Source organism: Rhizobium hidalgonense, assembly GCF_002914525.1.
GTDB classification, from domain to species: Bacteria; Pseudomonadota; Alphaproteobacteria; order Rhizobiales; family Rhizobiaceae; genus Rhizobium; species Rhizobium hidalgonense.
Window position 1 is genome coordinate 51,005 of the sequence record NZ_LODW01000055.1, and the last position, 18,090, is coordinate 69,094.

At 61.3% G+C, this 18,090-nt stretch carries 18 protein-coding genes, 1 tRNA gene and 1 pseudogene; 7 read left to right on the forward strand and 13 right to left on the reverse strand.

Annotated features, from left to right (window positions below; genetic code table 11):
* Positions 1 to 207: 207 nt before the first annotated feature.
* From ATY29_RS16005 to obgE, 4 genes are read right to left on the reverse strand one after another with little or no spacing between them, the layout of a single operon-like run.
* Positions 208 to 804 carry a nicotinate-nucleotide adenylyltransferase gene (locus tag ATY29_RS16005; RefSeq protein ID WP_244597410.1) on the reverse strand — a complete coding sequence of 199 codons (597 nt, stop codon included), beginning with the start codon at positions 802 to 804 and terminating at the stop codon, positions 208 to 210.
* A gap of 37 nt (positions 805 to 841) precedes the next feature.
* The gene (locus tag ATY29_RS16010; protein WP_097536872.1) at positions 842 to 2,125 is read right to left on the reverse strand and encodes a glutamate-5-semialdehyde dehydrogenase; all 1,284 of its coding nucleotides are present in this window, start codon (positions 2,123 to 2,125) and stop codon (positions 842 to 844) included.
* The gene (gene proB, locus ATY29_RS16015; RefSeq protein WP_097536873.1) at positions 2,118 to 3,287 is read right to left on the reverse strand and encodes a glutamate 5-kinase; all 1,170 of its coding nucleotides are present in this window, start codon (positions 3,285 to 3,287) and stop codon (positions 2,118 to 2,120) included. Before proB ends, ATY29_RS16010 begins: the two co-directional genes overlap by 8 nt.
* A complete protein-coding gene (gene obgE / locus ATY29_RS16020) occupies positions 3,274 to 4,368 on the reverse strand; it encodes a GTPase ObgE (RefSeq protein ID WP_003567629.1) in 1,095 nt (364 codons plus the stop codon). Before obgE ends, proB begins: the two co-directional genes overlap by 14 nt.
* An 84-nt stretch (positions 4,369 to 4,452) precedes the next feature.
* On the opposite strand from obgE, the gene ATY29_RS16025 reads away from it, so the two are divergent.
* Positions 4,453 to 5,319 (forward strand): endonuclease/exonuclease/phosphatase family protein, encoded by an 867-nt coding sequence (locus tag ATY29_RS16025; protein ID WP_097536874.1) that lies wholly within the window; start codon positions 4,453 to 4,455, stop codon positions 5,317 to 5,319.
* Positions 5,320 to 5,406: 87 nt separating this feature from the next.
* On the opposite strand, the gene ATY29_RS16030 is transcribed toward ATY29_RS16025, so the two are convergent.
* From ATY29_RS16030 to rplU, 4 genes are all read right to left on the reverse strand, one after another.
* On the reverse strand, positions 5,407 to 5,994 hold the full coding sequence (locus ATY29_RS16030) for a GNAT family N-acetyltransferase (RefSeq protein ID WP_097536875.1): 588 nt from the start codon (positions 5,992 to 5,994) through the stop codon (positions 5,407 to 5,409).
* A complete protein-coding gene (locus ATY29_RS16035; protein ID WP_097536876.1) occupies positions 5,991 to 6,647 on the reverse strand; it encodes a GNAT family N-acetyltransferase in 657 nt (218 codons plus the stop codon). The genes ATY29_RS16030 and ATY29_RS16035 overlap by 4 nt, the downstream gene beginning before the upstream one ends.
* 125 nt (positions 6,648 to 6,772) lie before the next feature.
* Positions 6,773 to 7,042, reverse strand: a complete 270-nt coding sequence (gene rpmA, locus ATY29_RS16040) for a 50S ribosomal protein L27 (protein ID WP_003567620.1) — start codon at positions 7,040 to 7,042, stop codon at positions 6,773 to 6,775.
* 34 nt (positions 7,043 to 7,076) lie between these two features.
* Entirely contained in the window at positions 7,077 to 7,394 is a 318-nt protein-coding gene (rplU, locus tag ATY29_RS16045; RefSeq protein ID WP_003543907.1) for a 50S ribosomal protein L21, read from the reverse strand.
* 306 nt (positions 7,395 to 7,700) lie between these two features.
* Between rplU and ATY29_RS16050 the strand changes: the two genes are divergently transcribed.
* Positions 7,701 to 7,790 (forward strand) — tRNA-Ser (locus ATY29_RS16050).
* Between the two features lie 215 nt (positions 7,791 to 8,005).
* On the opposite strand, the pseudogene ATY29_RS16055 reads toward ATY29_RS16050, so the two are convergent.
* Positions 8,006 to 8,561 (reverse strand): annotated as a pseudogene (locus ATY29_RS16055) (DsbA family protein).
* Positions 8,562 to 8,601: 40 nt separating this feature from the next.
* Entirely contained in the window at positions 8,602 to 10,029 is a 1,428-nt protein-coding gene (locus tag ATY29_RS16060; protein ID WP_097536877.1) for a DUF6880 family protein, read from the reverse strand.
* Between the two features lie 165 nt (positions 10,030 to 10,194).
* On the opposite strand from ATY29_RS16060, the gene ATY29_RS16065 reads away from it, so the two are divergent.
* Positions 10,195 to 10,449: a DUF2934 domain-containing protein gene (locus tag ATY29_RS16065; RefSeq protein ID WP_037091916.1), complete on the forward strand. Its 255-nt coding sequence runs from the start codon at positions 10,195 to 10,197 to the stop codon at positions 10,447 to 10,449.
* A gap of 83 nt (positions 10,450 to 10,532) precedes the next feature.
* Here the strand turns inward: ATY29_RS16065 and ATY29_RS16070 are convergent, their stop codons facing one another.
* Positions 10,533 to 11,102, reverse strand: a complete 570-nt coding sequence (locus tag ATY29_RS16070; RefSeq protein ID WP_003567614.1) for a GNAT family N-acetyltransferase — start codon at positions 11,100 to 11,102, stop codon at positions 10,533 to 10,535.
* A 52-nt stretch (positions 11,103 to 11,154) separates the two neighbouring features.
* Positions 11,155 to 11,799, reverse strand: a complete 645-nt coding sequence (locus ATY29_RS16075) for a ThuA domain-containing protein (protein ID WP_003567613.1) — start codon at positions 11,797 to 11,799, stop codon at positions 11,155 to 11,157.
* Positions 11,800 to 12,085: 286 nt separating this feature from the next.
* Between ATY29_RS16075 and galE the strand changes: the two genes are divergently transcribed.
* Together galE and ATY29_RS16085 are read left to right on the forward strand one after the other, a co-directional pair.
* Positions 12,086 to 13,069, forward strand: a complete 984-nt coding sequence (galE, locus tag ATY29_RS16080; protein WP_097536878.1) for a UDP-glucose 4-epimerase GalE — start codon at positions 12,086 to 12,088, stop codon at positions 13,067 to 13,069.
* The gene (locus tag ATY29_RS16085) at positions 13,047 to 14,600 is read left to right on the forward strand and encodes an alkaline phosphatase family protein (RefSeq protein WP_097536879.1); all 1,554 of its coding nucleotides are present in this window, start codon (positions 13,047 to 13,049) and stop codon (positions 14,598 to 14,600) included. Before galE ends, ATY29_RS16085 begins: the two co-directional genes overlap by 23 nt.
* Before the next feature lie 68 nt (positions 14,601 to 14,668).
* Here ATY29_RS16085 and ATY29_RS16090 read toward each other — a convergent pair whose 3' ends face one another.
* A complete protein-coding gene (locus tag ATY29_RS16090) occupies positions 14,669 to 15,166 on the reverse strand; it encodes a DUF1993 domain-containing protein (RefSeq protein WP_003567610.1) in 498 nt (165 codons plus the stop codon).
* 363 nt (positions 15,167 to 15,529) lie between these two features.
* Here ATY29_RS16090 and ATY29_RS16095 point away from each other — a divergent pair, with 363 nt between their 5' ends.
* Positions 15,530 to 16,459, forward strand: coding sequence for a sugar ABC transporter substrate-binding protein (locus tag ATY29_RS16095; protein ID WP_097536880.1), 930 nt, complete (start codon positions 15,530 to 15,532; stop codon positions 16,457 to 16,459).
* A gap of 64 nt (positions 16,460 to 16,523) precedes the next feature.
* On the forward strand, positions 16,524 to 18,065 hold the full coding sequence (locus tag ATY29_RS16100; protein ID WP_097536881.1) for a sugar ABC transporter ATP-binding protein: 1,542 nt from the start codon (positions 16,524 to 16,526) through the stop codon (positions 18,063 to 18,065).
* Positions 18,066 to 18,090: the final 25 nt, after the last annotated feature.

Genomic DNA, 18,090 nt, shown 5'->3' on the forward strand with positions numbered 1-18,090 from the left:
ATTGCAATCCGCGCATTGCTGCAATGCAACAATCAATCTTCACCTTCGTGCGGAATCTGATAAAACAGACTCATCGAAACGGCTTCTCCTCCTCCCATAGCCGTTCGATAGGGTCGACAACACTCCTCCTCCCAGTTGTCGATCGAGTTTATAAGCCCGACGGATCCTCCCCCGTCGGGCTTTCTCGTTTTCCACCTTCGTTAAAATTTATTCGGCTTCGTCCGAGGCGCCGTTGCGGATTGCCGTCGAGCTCAGGCCGGAGCGCGGTCCGTGGATGAAGGTCCAGGCCGGCGCGGGTTTCTTCCAGAGAACCCGGGCATCATCCTCGTCGACGCGGGCGAAATCGAAGGTCCTCGTCATTTTCGAGGAGAGGTAGGAGAGCGTCGCGCCCGGCCGGTCGATCACCGCGATCGGGAAGGTACGGGCAATCTCCTGCCATTTCTGCCATTTGTGAAAGGTCTGCAGGCTGTCGGCGCCCATGATCCAGATGAAATGCACATGCGGATTGCGGGCCTTGACGCGGGCAAGCGTGTTGGCGGTGTAGCTGACGCCGAGCGCCTGTTCGAAGGCGGTGACCTTGATGCGCGGATCGGGGGCAATGCGCTCGCTTTCGGCAATGCGTTCGGCAAGCGGTGCCAGCTGATTGCGGCTCTTCAGCGGATTGCCGGGGGTAACCATCCACCAGAGCTGGTCGAGGCCGAGCCGCTTGAGAGCGATCTCGGCGACCAGCGCGTGTCCCTGATGCGGTGGATTGAACGAGCCGCCGAACAGGCCGACGACCATGCCGCGCTCGCTGTGCGGCATGCGGAGATAATGCCGGTCCAAACTCTCCGCCGTCACGTCAGGGCCGCGTCTGTCCGGCGCCGTGCACCCGATATTTGAAGGAGGTCAGCTGTTCGACGCCGACGGGGCCGCGGGCGTGCATCTTGCCGGTGGCAATGCCGATCTCCGCGCCCATGCCGAACTCGCCGCCATCGGCAAATTGCGTCGAGGCATTGTGCAGCAGGATCGCCGAATCGACCTCGGTGAAGAACCGCGCGACGACTTCGGGGTCCTCGGCGATGACAGCCTCGGTGTGGTTCGAGGAATAGGTCTGGATATGGGCGATGGCGCCCGATATGCCGTCGACGACGGCCACCGAAATGATCGCATCGAGATATTCGGTCGACCAGTCCTCCTCGGTCGCCGGCTTCATGCCGGGGGCGACCTTCAGCACGGTCGGCGACGCGCGAACCTCGCAGCCGGCTTCTGTCAGAACCTCGAGCAGCGGCGTCAGATGCGTGCCGATCGCGGCGCCATCGACGAGCAGGGTTTCTGCCGCGCCGCAGATGCCGGTGCGGCGCATCTTGGCGTTGACGACGATCTTCTTCGCCATCTCGATATCGGCCGAGCCATCGACATAGATGTGGCAGAGGCCTTCGAGATGGGCAAAAACCGGCACGCGGGCCTCGCTCTGCACCCGGGCGACCAGGCTCTTGCCGCCACGCGGCACGATGACGTCGATTGTCCCGTCGAGGCCGCGCAGCATAGCGCCGACGGCGGCACGGTCGGTAACCGGAACGAGCTGGATAGCATGCTCTGGAAGTCCTGCCGCCTTCAGGCCCTCGACCAGGCAGGCATGGATAGCCCGCGATGAGCGGCGCGAATCCGAACCGCAACGCAGGATCACGGCGTTGCCGGCCTTGAGGCAGAGGGCACCGGCATCGGCGGTGACGTTCGGGCGGCTTTCGAAGATGACGCCGATGACGCCGAGCGGTGTGCGGACGCGCTCGATCTTCAGCCCGTTCGGCCGGTCCCAGGCGGCGATGACTTCGCCGACCGGATCGGCCAGGGCGGCGATGGCGCGGATGCCCTCGGCCATCTCGGCGATGCGCTTGTCGTTCAGCGTCAGCCGGTCGACGAAGGAGGCGAGCATATCGGTGCCTTCGACGTCCTTCAGGTCCTTGGCATTCTCGGCAAGAATATGCGCGCTATTGGCCAGGATCGCATCGGCCATGGCGTTCAGCGCCCGGTTCTTCGCCTCGGTGGACGCAAAGCTCAGCGGTCGCGCTGATGCCTTTGCCTTGCGGCCGATGTCGTTCATCAGCACGTCAATGTCAGGGCTTGGCGCAACGGTATCAAGCATAACTCGCGTCCTTCTTCTGCCTTTCCGATTTCGAACCGATCTGCGCGGTCATCACCATGTCGTCGCGATGGACCATGGCGGCGCGCCCGGCATAACCGAGGATGGCCTCGATCTCGGCCGACTTGCGGCCGGCGATGCGGCGGGCATCCTCGGCGTCGTAACTGACAAGCCCACGGGCGATCTCGCGGCCTTCAGGGCCGAGGATCGCCACCGTGTCGCCGCGGCTGAAGAGGCCGGAAACGCTGCGCACGCCGGCGGGAAGCAGGCTCTTGCCGGCCCCGAGGGCTGTGACGGCGCCGTCATCGACATGCAGCTCGCCGGCCGGCTGCAGTTGGCCTGCGATCCAGGTCTTGCGAGCCGTGACGGGCGTTCCCGAAGGCGCAAACCAGGAAGAACGGGCGCCGTTTTCGATCGCCGACAGCGGGCTGTCGGTCTTGCCGGAGGCGATGATCATGGCGCAGCCCGATGTCGTCGCGATCTTGCCGGCATCGATCTTGGTGCGCATGCCGCCGCGCGAAAGCTCGGAAGCAGCACCCCCGGCCATCGCCTCGATCTCTGGGGTGATTGCGGAAATCGTCTCCAGGAAGCTCGCGTTCGGATCGAGATGCGGCGGCGCGGTATAGAGGCCGTCAATGTCGGAGAGAAGGATCAGCAGGTCGGCGCCGGTCATCGTCGCGACGCGGGCGGCCAGCCGGTCGTTGTCGCCATAGCGGATTTCGCTGGTGGCGACCGTGTCGTTCTCGTTGATAATAGGCACGGCGCCGATCTTCAAAAGCTGATTGATGGTGGCGCGCGCATTGAGATAACGGCGGCGCTCCTCGGTATCGCCGAGCGTCAGCAGGATCTGGCCTGCGACGATCTCGTCGCGCGACAGGCTTTCCGACCAGGCGCGCGCCAGCGCGATCTGGCCGACGGCTGCTGCTGCCTGGCTTTCTTCCAGCTTCAGTGCGCCGGAGGACAGGTCGAGCACCGAACGGCCGAGCGCGATTGCGCCGGAGGAAACGACGAGCACGTCGATGCCTTTGGCCTTCAGGCCTGCGATATCGGCACACATGGCGTCGAGCCAGGCCTTTTTCAGCCCGGCCTTGCGGTCGACCAGCAGCGCGGAGCCGATCTTGATGACGACGCGCCGGTAGCGGCCAAGCGGCTTACGGCTGGTCATCGGCCTCGTCCTCGCCCTGACCCTCGCCCTCATCGCTGACGACCATGTCGCGATGCCTGAGCTTCGGCACCTTGGCGGGCTTCTCCTCGGCATTTTCTTCGACGATGATGTCGCGTAGCGCCCGCAGGACCTCGGTCATACCCTTGCCGGTGACGGCCGAAATCAGGAACGGCGTCTTGCCGCAGGCCTTGGCCAATTCCCTGGCCTTCTTCTTCAATTCGGCATCGTCGAGCACGTCGATCTGCGACAGCGCCACGATTTCAGGCTTATCCGTCAGATCGTTGCCATAGGCTTCGAGCTCGTGCTTGACCGTCTTATAGGCCTTGCCGACCTTTTCCTCCTGGGCGGAGACGAGGTGGAGCAGCACCCGGGTGCGCTCGACATGGCCGAGGAAACGGTCACCGATGCCGACACCCTCATGGGCGCCTTCGATCAGGCCCGGAATGTCGGCAAGGATGAATTCCCGCTCGTCGATCGTGGCGACGCCGAGATTGGGATGCAGCGTGGTGAAGGGGTAGTTGGCGATCTTCGGCCGTGCACGGGTGACCGATGCCAGGAAGGTCGATTTACCGGCATTGGGCAGGCCGACGAGGCCGGCATCGGCGATCAGTTTCAGCCGCAGCCAGAGGGTCTTTTCCTCGCCGGGCAGGCCGGGATTGGCCCAATCCGGCGCTTGATTGGTCGAGGTCTTGAAATGGGCGTTGCCGAAGCCGCCATTGCCCCCATGGGCGAGGCAGTAACGCTGGCCTTCGACGGTGAGATCGCAGATCAGCGTTTCCCGGTCTTCCTCGAAGATCTGGGTGCCGACAGGGACCTTCAGCGTCACGTCGCTGCCATTGGCGCCGGTGCGGTTCCGGCCCATGCCGTGGGTGCCGGTCGTCGCCTTGAAGTGCTGCTGATAGCGGAAATCGATCAGCGTGTTGAGGCCGTTGACGGTCTCCACCCAGACGTCGCCGCCGCGTCCGCCATCACCGCCGTCGGGGCCGCCGAACTCGATGAATTTCTCGCGCCGGAAGGAGACGCTGCCGCCGCCGCCGTCTCCGGATCGGATATAGACCTTTGCTTCGTCGAGAAATTTCATTTTACTTCCAGTATCCGGTGGCGGTTGGACGGCCCGTCTTGGCCCATTCGATATAGGCGGTTCCGACGGAGGTCAAAGATTATCGTGAATTTTGCGAGCTATAACATACAGTACGGCTTCGGTCTTGACGGCAGATACGATCTCGAGCGCATTGCCCGCAGCCTCGAGGGCGCCGATGTCATCGCGCTGCAGGAGGTGACCCGCGGCTTCTCGCGCAACGGTTTTGCCGACATGGTGGCCGGTATTGCCGCCCTCTTTCCCGACTATTTCTGGGTGTATGGGCCGGCCTGCGACATGCATGCCGAAGCGGCTCCGAGCGGGCCGGCGCCGGTGCGCGGCACCCGTTTCCAGTTCGGCAACATGGTGCTGTCGCGCTGGCCAATTGTCTCGATTAGGACGCTGCTTCTGCCGCGCAGCCGCACGATCGGCAAGATCAATCTGCAGCGCGGCGCCACCGAGGCGGTGATCGCAGCGCCGGGCGGAGCGCTCCGCCTCTACTCCGTCCACCTCGACCACGTTTCCGCAGACGAACGAATTCGCCAGCTGCAGTTCCTGAACGCCCATATCAATGCCTTCGTTCACGAGGGCGGGTCGCTGACGGGAGGTGGTGAATTCGATCTGCCGGAGCCGTCGCTGCCGGAGGACTACGTCATCATGGGCGATTTCAACATGGAGCCGGAATCGCCGGAATATTGCGCGCTTGCCGGGGCCGGCGGCGGATATTACGGCCGGATCGCCCGGATCGGCACGCCGGTCGACGCCTTTGCGGCGCTTCAGGCCCATCGGCCGGAGAGCTATAGCTGGATGGATCCCGAAGATCACGGCAAACGCATGCATCTCGACTATTGCTTCGTCAGTTGCGGCCTTGTCAGCCGGTTGAAATCCGCCCGGATCGACACGCAATCCGTCGGGTCCGATCATTTCCCGCTCTGGGTCGCGATCGGCGATTGACGGAGACGCCGTCGTTTGACGGCGTCTCCTTTTACATGAGCATGATGTTGTCCGAAAACCGCTCACACTTTTCGGCATCATGCTGTGTCAGGCAACCTTCCGCGGCTGCAGCATGCCCGGCTGCAGCACGGTTTCGATGTGCGAAACCATGGTATTGCGGGCGAAACAATAGATTTCGCCGCAACCCACCATGCGGAAACCCAGCTTCTCCTGCAGCCGCAGCGACGCCGGATTGTCGGCGAAGACGCCGGAATGAACGGGCGTCTCCGGCATGCGGCGCGAGAAGCGCTCGATGATCGCCCCCACCGCCTCGCTCATATAGCCGCGCCGCCAGTAGTAGCGGTTCAGCCAGTAGCCGAGGTGCCAGCGGCCGTGGCGCAGCTCGATCGAGACGTTGCCGATATGGACATCGTCCTTGCCTGTTATAGCCAGCGGCCAGTCCGGCAGGGTGCCCGAGGTGACCGGCATCAGCCAGTCCAGCGCATCCTGCCGATCGAACGGCGCGGGCACGCGGGATAACATGCGCGTGACCGCGAAATCGGAGAGCGATTCCGCGATCGCAGGCGCATCGCTCAGCCTGTGCGGGCGAAGCGTCAGCCGGGCAGTCGAGATGACAGGCGCGGGGCCGGGCATCATCGGCCTGACCTCAGGCCTTTGCAGCGCGGTCGTGCTCATGCGATGTTCCCCCAGCTTCGCAGCGATATCCAGGTCTTGCGGTCGAGCCTGTACCATTCCACCGGCACGTTGCTGCCGAGCGCCAGCGAGGCGGCAAGCCCCGATCCCTGGAACTGGAAGCCGCACTTCTGAATGACGCGGCGCGAGGCGACGTTCATCACCCGGCAGCGAGCGTCGATCTGATCGACGTTTTCGCGGGTTCTGAACACCATATCGACCAGGGCATGGCAGGCCTCGGTCGTATAACCCTTGTTCCAATGGGGTTCGCCCAGCCAGTAACCGATTTCGACAGTCCTGCCGTCGGTCTGCGGCTCGACACCGCAGCAGCCGATAAAGGCGCCGTTTTCGGCCTTGGTGATCGCATAGACGCATTTGCCAATCTCGCCATTTCGCGTACGCCAAACAAAGTCGGCGGCATCATCGGCGGTATAGGGATGCGGCATACGCGATACCATGGTGGCGACTTTGGCGTTGTTGGCGAGATGGGCAAGGGCGTCGATGTCTTCTTCGTGGGGCGCGCGCATGACGAGCCTTTCCGATAGTAAGACAGGGCAATCGGTCCTTAACCGCTCCGGCCTCAGCCGTTCCATGGGAGACCGCTGGTCTTCCCGGGGAGACCTTGATTGGTCTGCCCTTAACAATTCGCCTTGCATGTTCAGTCCTCCTGTTTGGACAAAGAAAAAGGGGAGATGGCGCCCCATCTCCCCTGATTTCTAGACTGAACCTGATACGGCCAGCCGGGTCGATGAGACGCCGGCTGTTTTAAAGCGCTACCGGCTTATTCCGCTGCTTCCGCTTTCGGCATGACAGACACGTAGACGCGACCGTTGGCCTTCGTTCGGTAGTTCACATTGCCGGCGGTAAGCGCAAAAATCGTGTGATCCTTGCCGAGGCCGACGTTGGAACCCGGATGCCACTGCGTCCCGCGCTGACGCACGAGGATGTTGCCTGCGATGACGGCTTCGCCGCCGAACTTCTTCACGCCAAGGCGCTTGGATTCGGAATCGCGACCGTTGCGCGAGGAACCGCCAGCTTTTTTGTGTGCCATTGGAGTTCTCCTTTAAACCTGAAACCCGTTGATCTTACTTGGCAGCCACGATGTCCGTGATACGGACGACCGTGTGATGCTGACGATGGCCGCGCGAACGCTTCGAATTCTGACGGCGGCGCTTCTTGAAGGCGATGACCTTCTTGCCGCGGTTCTGTTCGACGACTTCTGCCTTGACAGAGGCGCCGGTAACGAAGGGCGCACCGATCGCAGCGTCGGCGCCTTCGCCGATCACGAGCACTTCGGTAAATTCAATGGAATCGCCAGCGGTGGCTTCCAGCTTTTCGATGGTCAGCACGTCGTTGGCTGCCACACGGTACTGTTTACCGCCGGTCTTGATGACTGCGAACATTTTTTATCCTTTCATGTTCGTTCCAGCTCTCCTCGCTGCTTGAGCAAGGCGGCCGTCTTTTTATCAGTCGATGTTAAGCAGGGATTTCAGAGGGCTGGCCTCGAACTCTTTCTGCCGGTGAAATGCCCCACGCGAGCGCGGGACGGGCAAGGCACGGATTACTCCAAACCTATCGCGCAGCCGAGATACGCGAGTGACAAAAAGCTGTCAAGGCAAAAGGATGGAATGCTTCGACTTTTCGGCTTGCCAACCCGTCATATGCTCGTTATGAGAACGCCCGCGCCGAACAAGCGCCGACCAGACCGCGGAGAGGTGGCAGAGTGGTCGAATGCACCGCACTCGAAATGCGGCATACCTGCAAGGGTATCGTGGGTTCAAATCCCACCCTCTCCGCCACTTGGAACTTGGACTCTAAGGTTTCCCCCGCGATCTTCCGATTTGTCTCAGTTAGGTGCCGCTTGCGAGCTGCAAAGCAACGTTCACGAGCGTCAGGCCAATTGATGGGCGCTCGTGAGTCAAGCAAGCGCGTTCTATTTCAGCCGTTCCTATTTCGTGGGTGCCGGCAGGTAAGAGACTGCCGCCCAGTGAGCACTTGCAGGCCAGGCAGGGCGTCAGCCGCCCAGCACTTTCTCGACCCAGGCTCCAACCTCATCGCCGCTGCTCATGTCCGCCTGCACCAGGCCGTCGATCATGAAGGTCGGTGAGACGTGGATGCCGTTCTGCCGGGCGTATTTGCAGTGCCATTTGATCTCCCGGTCGAGATCCGGGATCGCAAAGGCGTCCTTCAGCGCCACACCGCTATAGCTTTCCAGACGCTCAATGATCTGGTGTGACGTCCATATTCGGGCCGCTGGCGTGATGGTCGAACTCGAATTCCTCGCGATGCGCGGCGATGGCGGCCATGACCTTTTTTGCGGTCTCCTTGCCGCCTTCCAGCGTCGAGGCGGCGATGATGCAGCGGACGAGCACGCCGGAATACATGTGCCAGGGTTGCGACTGCTGACGGAGCTTGACGGTGATCCTGTCTCTGCCGGCTTGCTCAAGAAGGGCGTCGAGCTTGTTGAAAGCCCTGACCGAGTAAGGGCAGGTCGGTTCGAGGAAGGCCTCGAAAATACGCGGGCCATTGCCCCAGTTCAGCGGATCGGCGTGCCATGCGGTTCCGGTCATGGTGATGTCCTTTTCGTGGGTGGGATCCGGTATTGTCGGCTTAACGCAGCAGGCTCCAGAACCCATGCTTGTTTCCGTGTTTGCGCTTCAGCTCGATAACATAGGCGTCATGCGGCCGGGCGCTGCCGAAATCGTCGATATGAGGTGCCAGCGACGCGCATTCTGCCAGATGGCGCGCGGCATGCTTGTAACGGCTGGATCGGCCGTAATCGAGCGCGAAACCGATCATCGCCCGCAGCAGCATGGTGGCGGCGAGCGGGTGTTTCTCCTGCAGTATCTCGGCGGCCGGCGTCATCAGCTCGTACAAGTTACCGTCCAGTTCCGCGTGACGGTTGGATATGAGTTTCGCCGCTTCGGCCAGTGCCGGCCAGGTAAGGAAAAAGGCAAGGGCCGGGTGAACATCCGGAAAGCCATGGACGAAGGCGAATGCCTTCTCCTCGGCCTCGATATCGTCGAAGTCGGGGAGCCTTCGCAGGAAAGCGCGAAGGTGCTCGCCATTCAGCGACTGCTCGAAGCATTGCCATTGATAGGCCTGCGCTTCCTCTCCTCGTCCGAGCGCGGCAAGTGCTTCGACGCGGGCGCGCTGCCATTCAAAGGGCAGTTCGAACCGCCCCCTGTGATCGGCGCCGTCCAAAATCGTCAATGCATCCTCGGCGCGTCCAGCCAGGAGCAAACGGTCAGCAATCTCGGCTGCGATCATCGGCGCCCTTAACGTCTGTTCCGGCAGCTGGGCGATGAAGGCATCGACATCATTCTGGGCATCGGCAATTTCCTGCAGAGCGATGCGCGCCGTCATTTGCCGATGGTTGGCGTCGATCTCATCCCTGTAGATCGGCCCATTGCCGAAAACCTCGCGGTCGGCGTCGTCAGGCTTCTCCTCCGCTTCGTTCGACCATTGCACCAGGCGGCTCTTCAAGTGTTCCAGGCCGTCGTCGCCCAGCGCCGGAAGCATCTCGGCGATCAGCGGATCATATTGGCCGTGGTCGTTATCCTGCAGCGCAGTGAAGATCTTGTCGGCAAGGACATCGATACCGATGCCCGCGGCGCTGGCGATGACGCCGGCATCGGCGCATGCCTGATGGAAGGTTTCGATAAAAACGCTGTCGCCGCTGTTGGATCGCTCGAATATGGAATCGGCGACGGCAAGAAATTGCCAGATGAGATCGAACGCCTCCTTCGGATCGTCGGCGGCGACGACGGTGACGATCGTCGATCGCTGCGTTTCCAAGTCCGCGTTAACAGTTTTCACCTTATGCCATTCGATGAAGCTGCGGGCTCGCGCGATGCTGGCCAGGCGCTTGCGCACTTCGCGTGCCACTTCGGCACTGCCTTGATTGCCGGCAAGCTCCATTCGAAGCCGTCGTTTGTGGGCGGCGCTGCCCATGCTGATCTCGATCAGCAGTTCGGCGAGACGTTGGGCGCCGAGGGCTTCCAGGTTTTTCGCGTTGAGAGTTGTCTTTGCTGCCATCGGTCATCGCTGTCGTTTCTGCTGGGACCCTAACCCGGAGACGGTAGGAGGCCAAGCTGTTGTATTAGCTAAAAACTAACGCTGCCTCGTAACGACTCCTAAAGCCGGTTTTGGCACCTTGTTGCCTATCGAATATTGTTTCCAAATTTCTCGCTGGGGTTGATGATGAGTCATAATAAAGACGCCTGGGTAAGCCAGCGCGCTTATTCACTGTGGGAATCGGAAGGCAGGCCGGATGGGCGCGGGGAAAGCCATTGGGCGCAGGCGCTGCGGGAGTTCGAGCAGTTGGAGCTGACCAAGGCCTCGGCCGATGGAAACGATCTTATCGCGAAGCTGAAGGCGGCCGGGCGGCTGATGCGGGTCTATGACGAGGCGGCGCCTGCCGTCGAGGACGATCGGCAGCTGAAGGCGGCCCGTTAGCGTATAAACAAAAGGTTAGAGCGGTTCTGCGCCCCCATGGAAAACCGGAACCGCTCTAAGCACTGTAGCCAACGTCCGAATAGTCAGCTGCATTGCAGGCGCACGATCGGTCTTGCCGGCAGACGCCTTGCCACTTCAACGAAACCTTCATCACGGAACATCGCAAGCGTTCCCGGATAGAGCTCGCCTCCGTTCGAGGCGCGGGCCACTTGGTCGACAGGGTATGCCTCGAGACAATCGGCCCCGTTTGCGCTGGCAAATTCGACGGCATGTTTCAAAAGCAGCCGCGACAGGCCCTGCCGCCGGAACGGCTTGCGGACGATGAAGCAATTGATCGACCAGACCGGCGTGTCATCGACCGGGGCAAAGGGTTTTGAGCGGCGCAGCCGGTCGAACACGACGCGTGGCGCCACGCCGCACCATCCGGCCGGCTCGTTCTCATGATAGGCGAGAATGCCCGGTGGACGCGGCTCTGCGACAAGGCTTCGAAACCAGCTGCGATTTCCCTCACCCCATCCGGCTTTGTAATCGGCATTCGGAAGATACCAGTAGGCGCAGCGGCAGTTGCGGGCGTCGGCGCAATCGTCGAAGACCGCTTCTATTTCGGCCAGGCGGTCTGTTGTGGCGGGGAAGAAAGAGAAGCGATCCGGCATGCGGGCAAATTATGGCGGGGGCAGGCGGTCGGCAAGGATTGCCCGTCCCAGACTATCGACGGGCGGCCCAGCTCAGGCCGCGGCGCAGGATGAGGGGCATGTAGGGATGGTCGAATTCGGCCGCGACATGGCCGAGAGCGGAATAGAAGATGCGGCCGGCGCCGAAATGGCGCTTGAAAACAACAGGCATCACGACATTGCGCGCGGCCGGATCGTAAGCGCCGGTGAAGGTGGTGGTCGCCAGGATTTCGACGGTGGGATCGTAGTGGAGGTAATATTGCTCCGAACGGTAATCGAAATCGGGAATGCCCTCCATGACTGGATCGTCCTGGCGGGTGACGGCGACACGGAAGTCGATGATATTGCCGGGATGGGCAACCCAGGTGACGCCGGAGACATAGCGGAACGGCGCGCTTTCCTTGAAGGAGGTAGCGAGCGCGCCGTGATGGCCAGCAAGCCCGAGCCCGCCGCGCACCGCTTCGACCAGGGCCAAGGCATGGGGTTTTTCGAGCGTTTCGCCGGTGATGATCGGCACCAGCAGATCGGCTTTCACAAGCGTCGGAGATCCGAATATGCCGAGATCGCCGGTGACCTCGACCGCAAAACCGTCCTCGCGCAGGAGATCGGTGACGATCTCAGCGCATTGCTCCGGCTCATGGCCTTGCCAGCCGCCCCAAACGACCAATGCCTTTCTCATTCGCGCGCTCCCTGGCTGATGGCTGCGGACCGTTGCATCATATGATCGTAAAGCCCCTTAAAACGGGTGTTTATGCAAATCACGCGAATAATTCGCCAGTCGCCGATCCGGCATAGAACGCGCAGGGCCGGGCGGTTCGGCATTTGACCTGTTGTCCGTTCGCGCCTAGGGCGGTTCAGCATTCAAGCGCGGACTCTACCTTTTTGTTTTAACGCAATTCCTTCTTTTTATTGACGTGTATCTCGTCTAGGTTTCTTTTATCTCTCGCTAATAATAAGGGTGGTGCATGGCAGGTGAAACGGTTCTTGTGGTCGGCGGCGCCGGTTATATCGGCTCGCATACGTGTCTTGACCTGGCGAACAAGGGCTACAAGCCTGTCGTCTTCGATAATTTTTCGAACGGCCATCGCGAGTTCGTCAAATGGGGCCCGGCCGAGGAAGGCGATATTCGTGATCGCGCCCGGCTGGATGAGGTGCTGGCCGAGCACAAGCCGGCGGCGATCCTGCATTTTGCGGCGCTGATCGAGGTCGGCGAATCGGTCAAGGATCCGGTCTCCTTTTATGAGAACAATGTCATCGGCACCTTGACGCTGCTTTCGGCGGCGCAGGCAGCCGGCATCAACGCCTTCGTCTTCTCCTCTACCTGCGCCACTTACGGTCTGCCGCAGAGCGTGCCGCTCGACGAGTCGCACCGGCAGGTGCCGATCAATCCCTACGGGCGGACGAAATATATCGTCGAGCAGGCGCTCGCCGATTACGACCAGTACCGGAGCCTGCGCTCGGTGGTGCTGCGTTATTTCAATGCGGCCGGCGCCGATTTCGAAGGCCGGATCGGCGAATGGCACCAGCCGGAGACGCATGCGATACCGCTGGCGATCGATGCGGCCCTCGGCCGCCGCCAGGGCTTCAAAGTGTTCGGCAGCGATTACGAGACCCGCGACGGCACCTGCGTGCGCGACTATATCCATGTGCTCGATCTTGCCGATGCGCATGTGCGCGCCGTCGAATATCTCTTGAAGGGCGGCGATTCCGTCGCGCTCAACCTCGGCACCGGCACCGGCACGACGGTGAAGGAATTGCTCGGCGCCATCGAGGACGTGTCGAACAGGCCTTTCCCGGTCGAATATATCGGCCGGCGCGAAGGCGATTCGCATACGCTCGTCGCCAATAACGACAAGGCGCGCGACGTGCTCGGCTGGGTGCCGCAGTATGATCTGTCCGAGATCATCCGCTCCGCCTGGAACTGGCATGCCAAAACCAACCAGCATTAAAACACCGGATCGCCGGCCGAACATTCTGCTGATCACGGCGGACCAGTGGCGCGGCGATTGCCTGTCGGCCGCGGCGCATCCCTGCGTGAAGACGCCAAATGTCGATGCGCTGGCGCGCGAAGGCACACTCTTCAGGCGGCACTATGCCGGGGCCGCACCCTGCTCGCCGGCCCGGGCCACACTCTATACCGGCCTCTACCAGATGAACCACCGCGTCTGCCGCAACGGCTCGCCGCTCGACGCCCGTTTCGACAATCTGGCGCTGGCGGCGCGGCGGGCGGGATACGATCCGACGCTGTTCGGTTACACCGATACGGCGCCCGATCCGCGGGCAATGGATGCCGGCGATCCGCATCTGACCACCTATGAAGGCGTGCTGCCGGGTTTTACCTCGCGCCAGCTTCTGCCCGAGCATGAGAGGCAATGGCTCTCCTGGCTCCGGTCCCGCGGCCATGCCAATGCCGTCAGCCGCGACATCCATATTCCCGTCGGCGCGGAGCCTGGAGAAATTTCCGATGCGGCGCCGGCCTATTCCAGCGATGAGACCCAGACGGCGTTCCTGGCCGGTGAATTCATCCGTTGGCTGGGTGAACAGGACAGGCCGTGGTTTGCGCATGTCTCTTTCCTGCGTCCGCACCCGCCCTTTTCCGTGCCGGAACCATTCAATCGGATGTTCAAGCCAAGCGAGGGGCCGTTTTTTTCGCGAGCGGCCGATCGCGACGTGGAAGAGACAAGTCATCCCTATCTCGCCTATGCCATGCCGCGCACCGACAAGGGTAATTTCATCCACGGCGCAACGGGGCCGCTAGTCGACTGGAACGGTGAGGACTTCGCCGCGATAAGGGCGATCTATTACGGCATGATATCGGAGGTCGATGCACAGCTCGGCCGGATCTGGCAGGCCCTGAAGGATGCGGGCGCCTGGGACGATACGCTTATTGTCTTTACCTCCGATCACGCCGAGATGGCGGGCGATCACTGGACGCTCGGGAAGGGCGGCTTCTTCGAAGGCAGCTATCATATTCCGCTGGTCATTCGCGATCCTTCAAGCGGTGCTGCCGGCGGGATCGTCGACGATTTTACCAGCGCCGCGGATGTTTTTCCGACCCTTTGCGAAAGGCTCGGCGTCGAGGCGAAGAACGGGCTCGACGGCCGGTCGCTAATGCCGTTCGTCAATGGCGGGAGCAGCAGCAGGCCGGACTGGCGGGACGCGGCATTCTGGGAATTCGATTTCCGCGATATCGCCGAGGGCCAGGCGGAGCGGTATTTCGGGCTCAAGCCGAACGAATGCAATCTCGCGGTGATCCGCGATGGGCGGTTCAAATATGTGCATTTTACCGCATTGCCGCCGCTGCTTTTCAATCTGAGCGACGATCCGATGGAGCTCGACAATATCGCGGCCGATCCGGCCTATGCGGCGATCAGGCTTGAATACGCCGAAAGGCTGCTGTCGCTCCGGGCGCGGCATCTCGATCAGACCCTCGCCTATACCGAGCTGACGGAAAAAGGGCCGGTGACGCGCCGGCCCTGATGTTAGAGCGCTTTAAACTGGCACATAATCCTTTCCGAAAATCGATTCCGAGTTTCGGGTTATGTGCTTCACCCCAGATAATCGCGCTTGCCGATCGGCGCACCTTGGTTGCGCAGGATGGCGTGGGCGGTGGTGACGTGGAAATAGAAGTTCGGCAGGGCGAAGACGGTGACATATTCGTCACCGGGGAGCACGATACCGCTCTTTCCAGGCAGGGTGATCTGACGGCTTTCGACGCCCTCCAGCGCCTCCTGTGAGAAGCTGGCGAGATAGGCTTCGGTCTTTGCCAGGCGCTCGCGCAGCTCGTCGAAGGTCTTCTCATTGTCCTCGAATTTCGGGGCATCGGTGGCGGTCAGGCGAGCGAGGGTGAATTTGGCGCTGTCGCTGGCGCGCTGATACTGGCCGGAGAGCGGCAGCATGTCGGGCGCCAGGCGCGCGGCGACCAATATGGCGGGATCGATATTCTTTTCCTTGGCATAGGCCTCGGCCTTGTCGAGGTAGGTCTTCAGGCTGGCGAGGCCGCGCTGGAACATCGGAACGGTGAGGCGATAGATCGAAATGGACATTTGTCCTGTCTCCAAAATCTTTAAATGACCGGCCGCGTCTCGATGTCGAAGACGCCTGCGGCCCCGGCGCTGTCTTTGACTTCCCATAAATGGATGCGCCGCTGATCTTTCACAACAGAGGGAAATCAGGCGCCGATGGTTAAGCCCGCCGCATTGCGTCCTTATCCGTACCTCGTCGCTTCTAAAGAGGCTTGACGTCGTTCCCAGAAAATGGAATGAATATTCCGAAGAACAAATTTTACGGTTTGTTTGTTCCGTTTTGCGCCGCGGGAGAGGTGGCGCGGGAATTGCGCTCCAAGGCAAGTGCCTGGAGCTCCGGCGTGAGGAGGGTGCAGCCGGGCACCGCTTGTGGAGGAAGTGAAAATGAAAAAGTTTATCCTGGGCACTGCGCTGGCGCTCGTCATGTCGACGGCCGCGCACGCAGAAACCGTCGGCGTCTCGATGGCGAAGTTCGACGACAACTTCTTGACCGTTCTGCGCAACGGCATGACCGATTATGCAAAGACGCTTTCCGGCGTGACGCTGCAGGTCGAAGACGCACAGAACGACGTTTCCAAGCAGCAGAGCCAGATCCAGAATTTCATCGCCTCCAAGGTTGATGCAATCATCGTCAACCCTGTCGATACCGACGCAACCACGGCAATGTCCAAGCTCGCCGCCGATGCCGGCATTCCGCTTGTCTACGTCAACCGCCAGCCGGTCAATGTCGACACGCTGCCGGACAAGCAGGCCTTCGTCGCCTCCAACGAGCAGGAATCCGGCACGCTGGAAACCAAGGAAATCTGCCGCATTCTCGGCGGCAAGGGCAAGGCCGTCGTCATCATGGGCGAGCTTTCCAACCAGGCTGCGCGTATGCGCACCCAGGACGTCCATGACGTCGTCAAGACCGATGAATGCAAGGGCCTTGAGATCGTCGAAGAGCAGACGGCCAACTGGGACCGCACCCAGGGCGCCGACTTGATGACCAACTGGCTCTCCAGCGGCATCGAATTCGACGCCGTGATCTCCAACAACGACGAAATGGCGATCGGCGCCATCCAGGCGCTGAAGGCAGCCGGCAAGGACATGACCAAGGTCGTCGTCGGCGGCGTCGACGCCACGCAGGACGCGCTCGCCGCCATGCAGGCCGGCGATCTCGACGTCACGGTGTTCCAGGACGCTGCCGGCCAGGGCAAGGGCTCGCTCGACGCTGCGCTCAAGCTCGCCAAGGGCGAAAAGATCGAGAAGAAGGTCTACATTCCCTTCCAGCTCGTCACGCCTGAAAACGTCAAGGACTTCGTCACCAAGAACTGAGACGAGTGCGGGATGCGGGCTCTGCCCGCATCCTTTCCGCCTGTCCGTATTTGGAGGAGATGATATGGCCGTCAGCCCGACAACTATGGCCGCCGTGCGTGCGAGCGGTGCAGTTCCCAATGCGGAATATCTGTTGAGCGCCGAGGGCGTTCGCAAGGAATTTCCGGGCGTCGTCGCCCTCGACGATGTGCAGTTCCGGCTGAAGCGCGCCTCCGTGCATGCGCTGATGGGCGAAAACGGCGCCGGCAAATCGACATTGATGAAGATCCTTGCCGGCATCTACATACCCGACAAGGGCGATATCCGCCTGAAAGGCGTCGAGATCCGGCTGAAATCTCCGCTCGACGCGCTGGAAAACGGCATTGCCATGATCCATCAGGAACTGAACCTGATGCCGTTCATGACGGTCGCGGAAAATATCTGGATCCGCCGCGAACCGAAGAACCGCCTCGGCTTCGTCGATCACGGCGTCATGCATCGGATGACCGAAGAACTGTTTACCCGGCTCAATATTGATATCGATCCCGATATCGAAGTCCGATATCTGTCGGTCGCCAATCGGCAGATGGTTGAGATCGCCAAGGCGGTTTCCTATAATTCCGACGTGTTGATCATGGACGAGCCGACTTCGGCTCTGACCGAGCGCGAGGTCGAGCATCTCTTCCGCATCATCCGCGATCTCAGGGCTCAGGGCATCGGCATCGTCTACATCACCCACAAGATGAACGAGCTGTTCGAGATCGCCGACGAGTTCTCCGTCTTCCGTGACGGCCGATATATCGGCACGCATGCTTCGACCGACGTTACCCGCGACGACATCATCCGAATGATGGTCGGGCGCGAAATCACCCAGATGTTTCCGAAAGAAGAAGTGCCGATCGGCGAGGTCATGCTCTCCGTTAGGGATCTTTGCCTCAACGGCGTCTTCAAGGACGTCTCCTTCGAGGTGAGGGCGGGCGAGATCCTCGGCGTGGCCGGCCTTGTCGGTTCCGGGCGATCGAACGTCGCCGAAACGCTGTTTGGTGTGACGCCGGCAAGCTCCGGCTCGATCGAGCTCTACGGCAAGCCGGTGACGATTTCTTCGCCGACGGAGGCGATCCGCCACCAGATGGCGTTCCTGACCGAGGACCGCAAAGATACCGGCTGTCTGCTGATCCTCGATATTCTGGAAAACATGCAGATCGCCGTTCTGCAGGACAGGTATGTCAAGGGCGGTTTCGTCCAGCAGGGGGCGATCGAGGCAACCTGCGAAGACATGGCAAAAAAGCTGCGGGTAAAAACGCCCAATCTTTACGAGCGGGTGGAAAATCTTTCCGGCGGCAATCAGCAGAAAGTGCTGATTGGTCGCTGGTTGCTCACCAATCCGCGGATCCTGATCCTCGACGAGCCGACGCGCGGCATCGATGTCGGCGCCAAGGCGGAAATCCACCGGCTGGTGACGGAGATGGCGCGAAACGGCGTGGCCGTCGTCATGATTTCGTCCGAGATGCCCGAGGTTCTCGGGATGAGCGACCGCATCATGGTCATGCATGAGGGGCGCGTGACCGGTTTCCTCAATCGCGATGAAGCAACGCAGATCAAGGTGATGGAGCTGGCTGCGCAGTGATGCGCCGTCTGCGATCGTCCAAGGG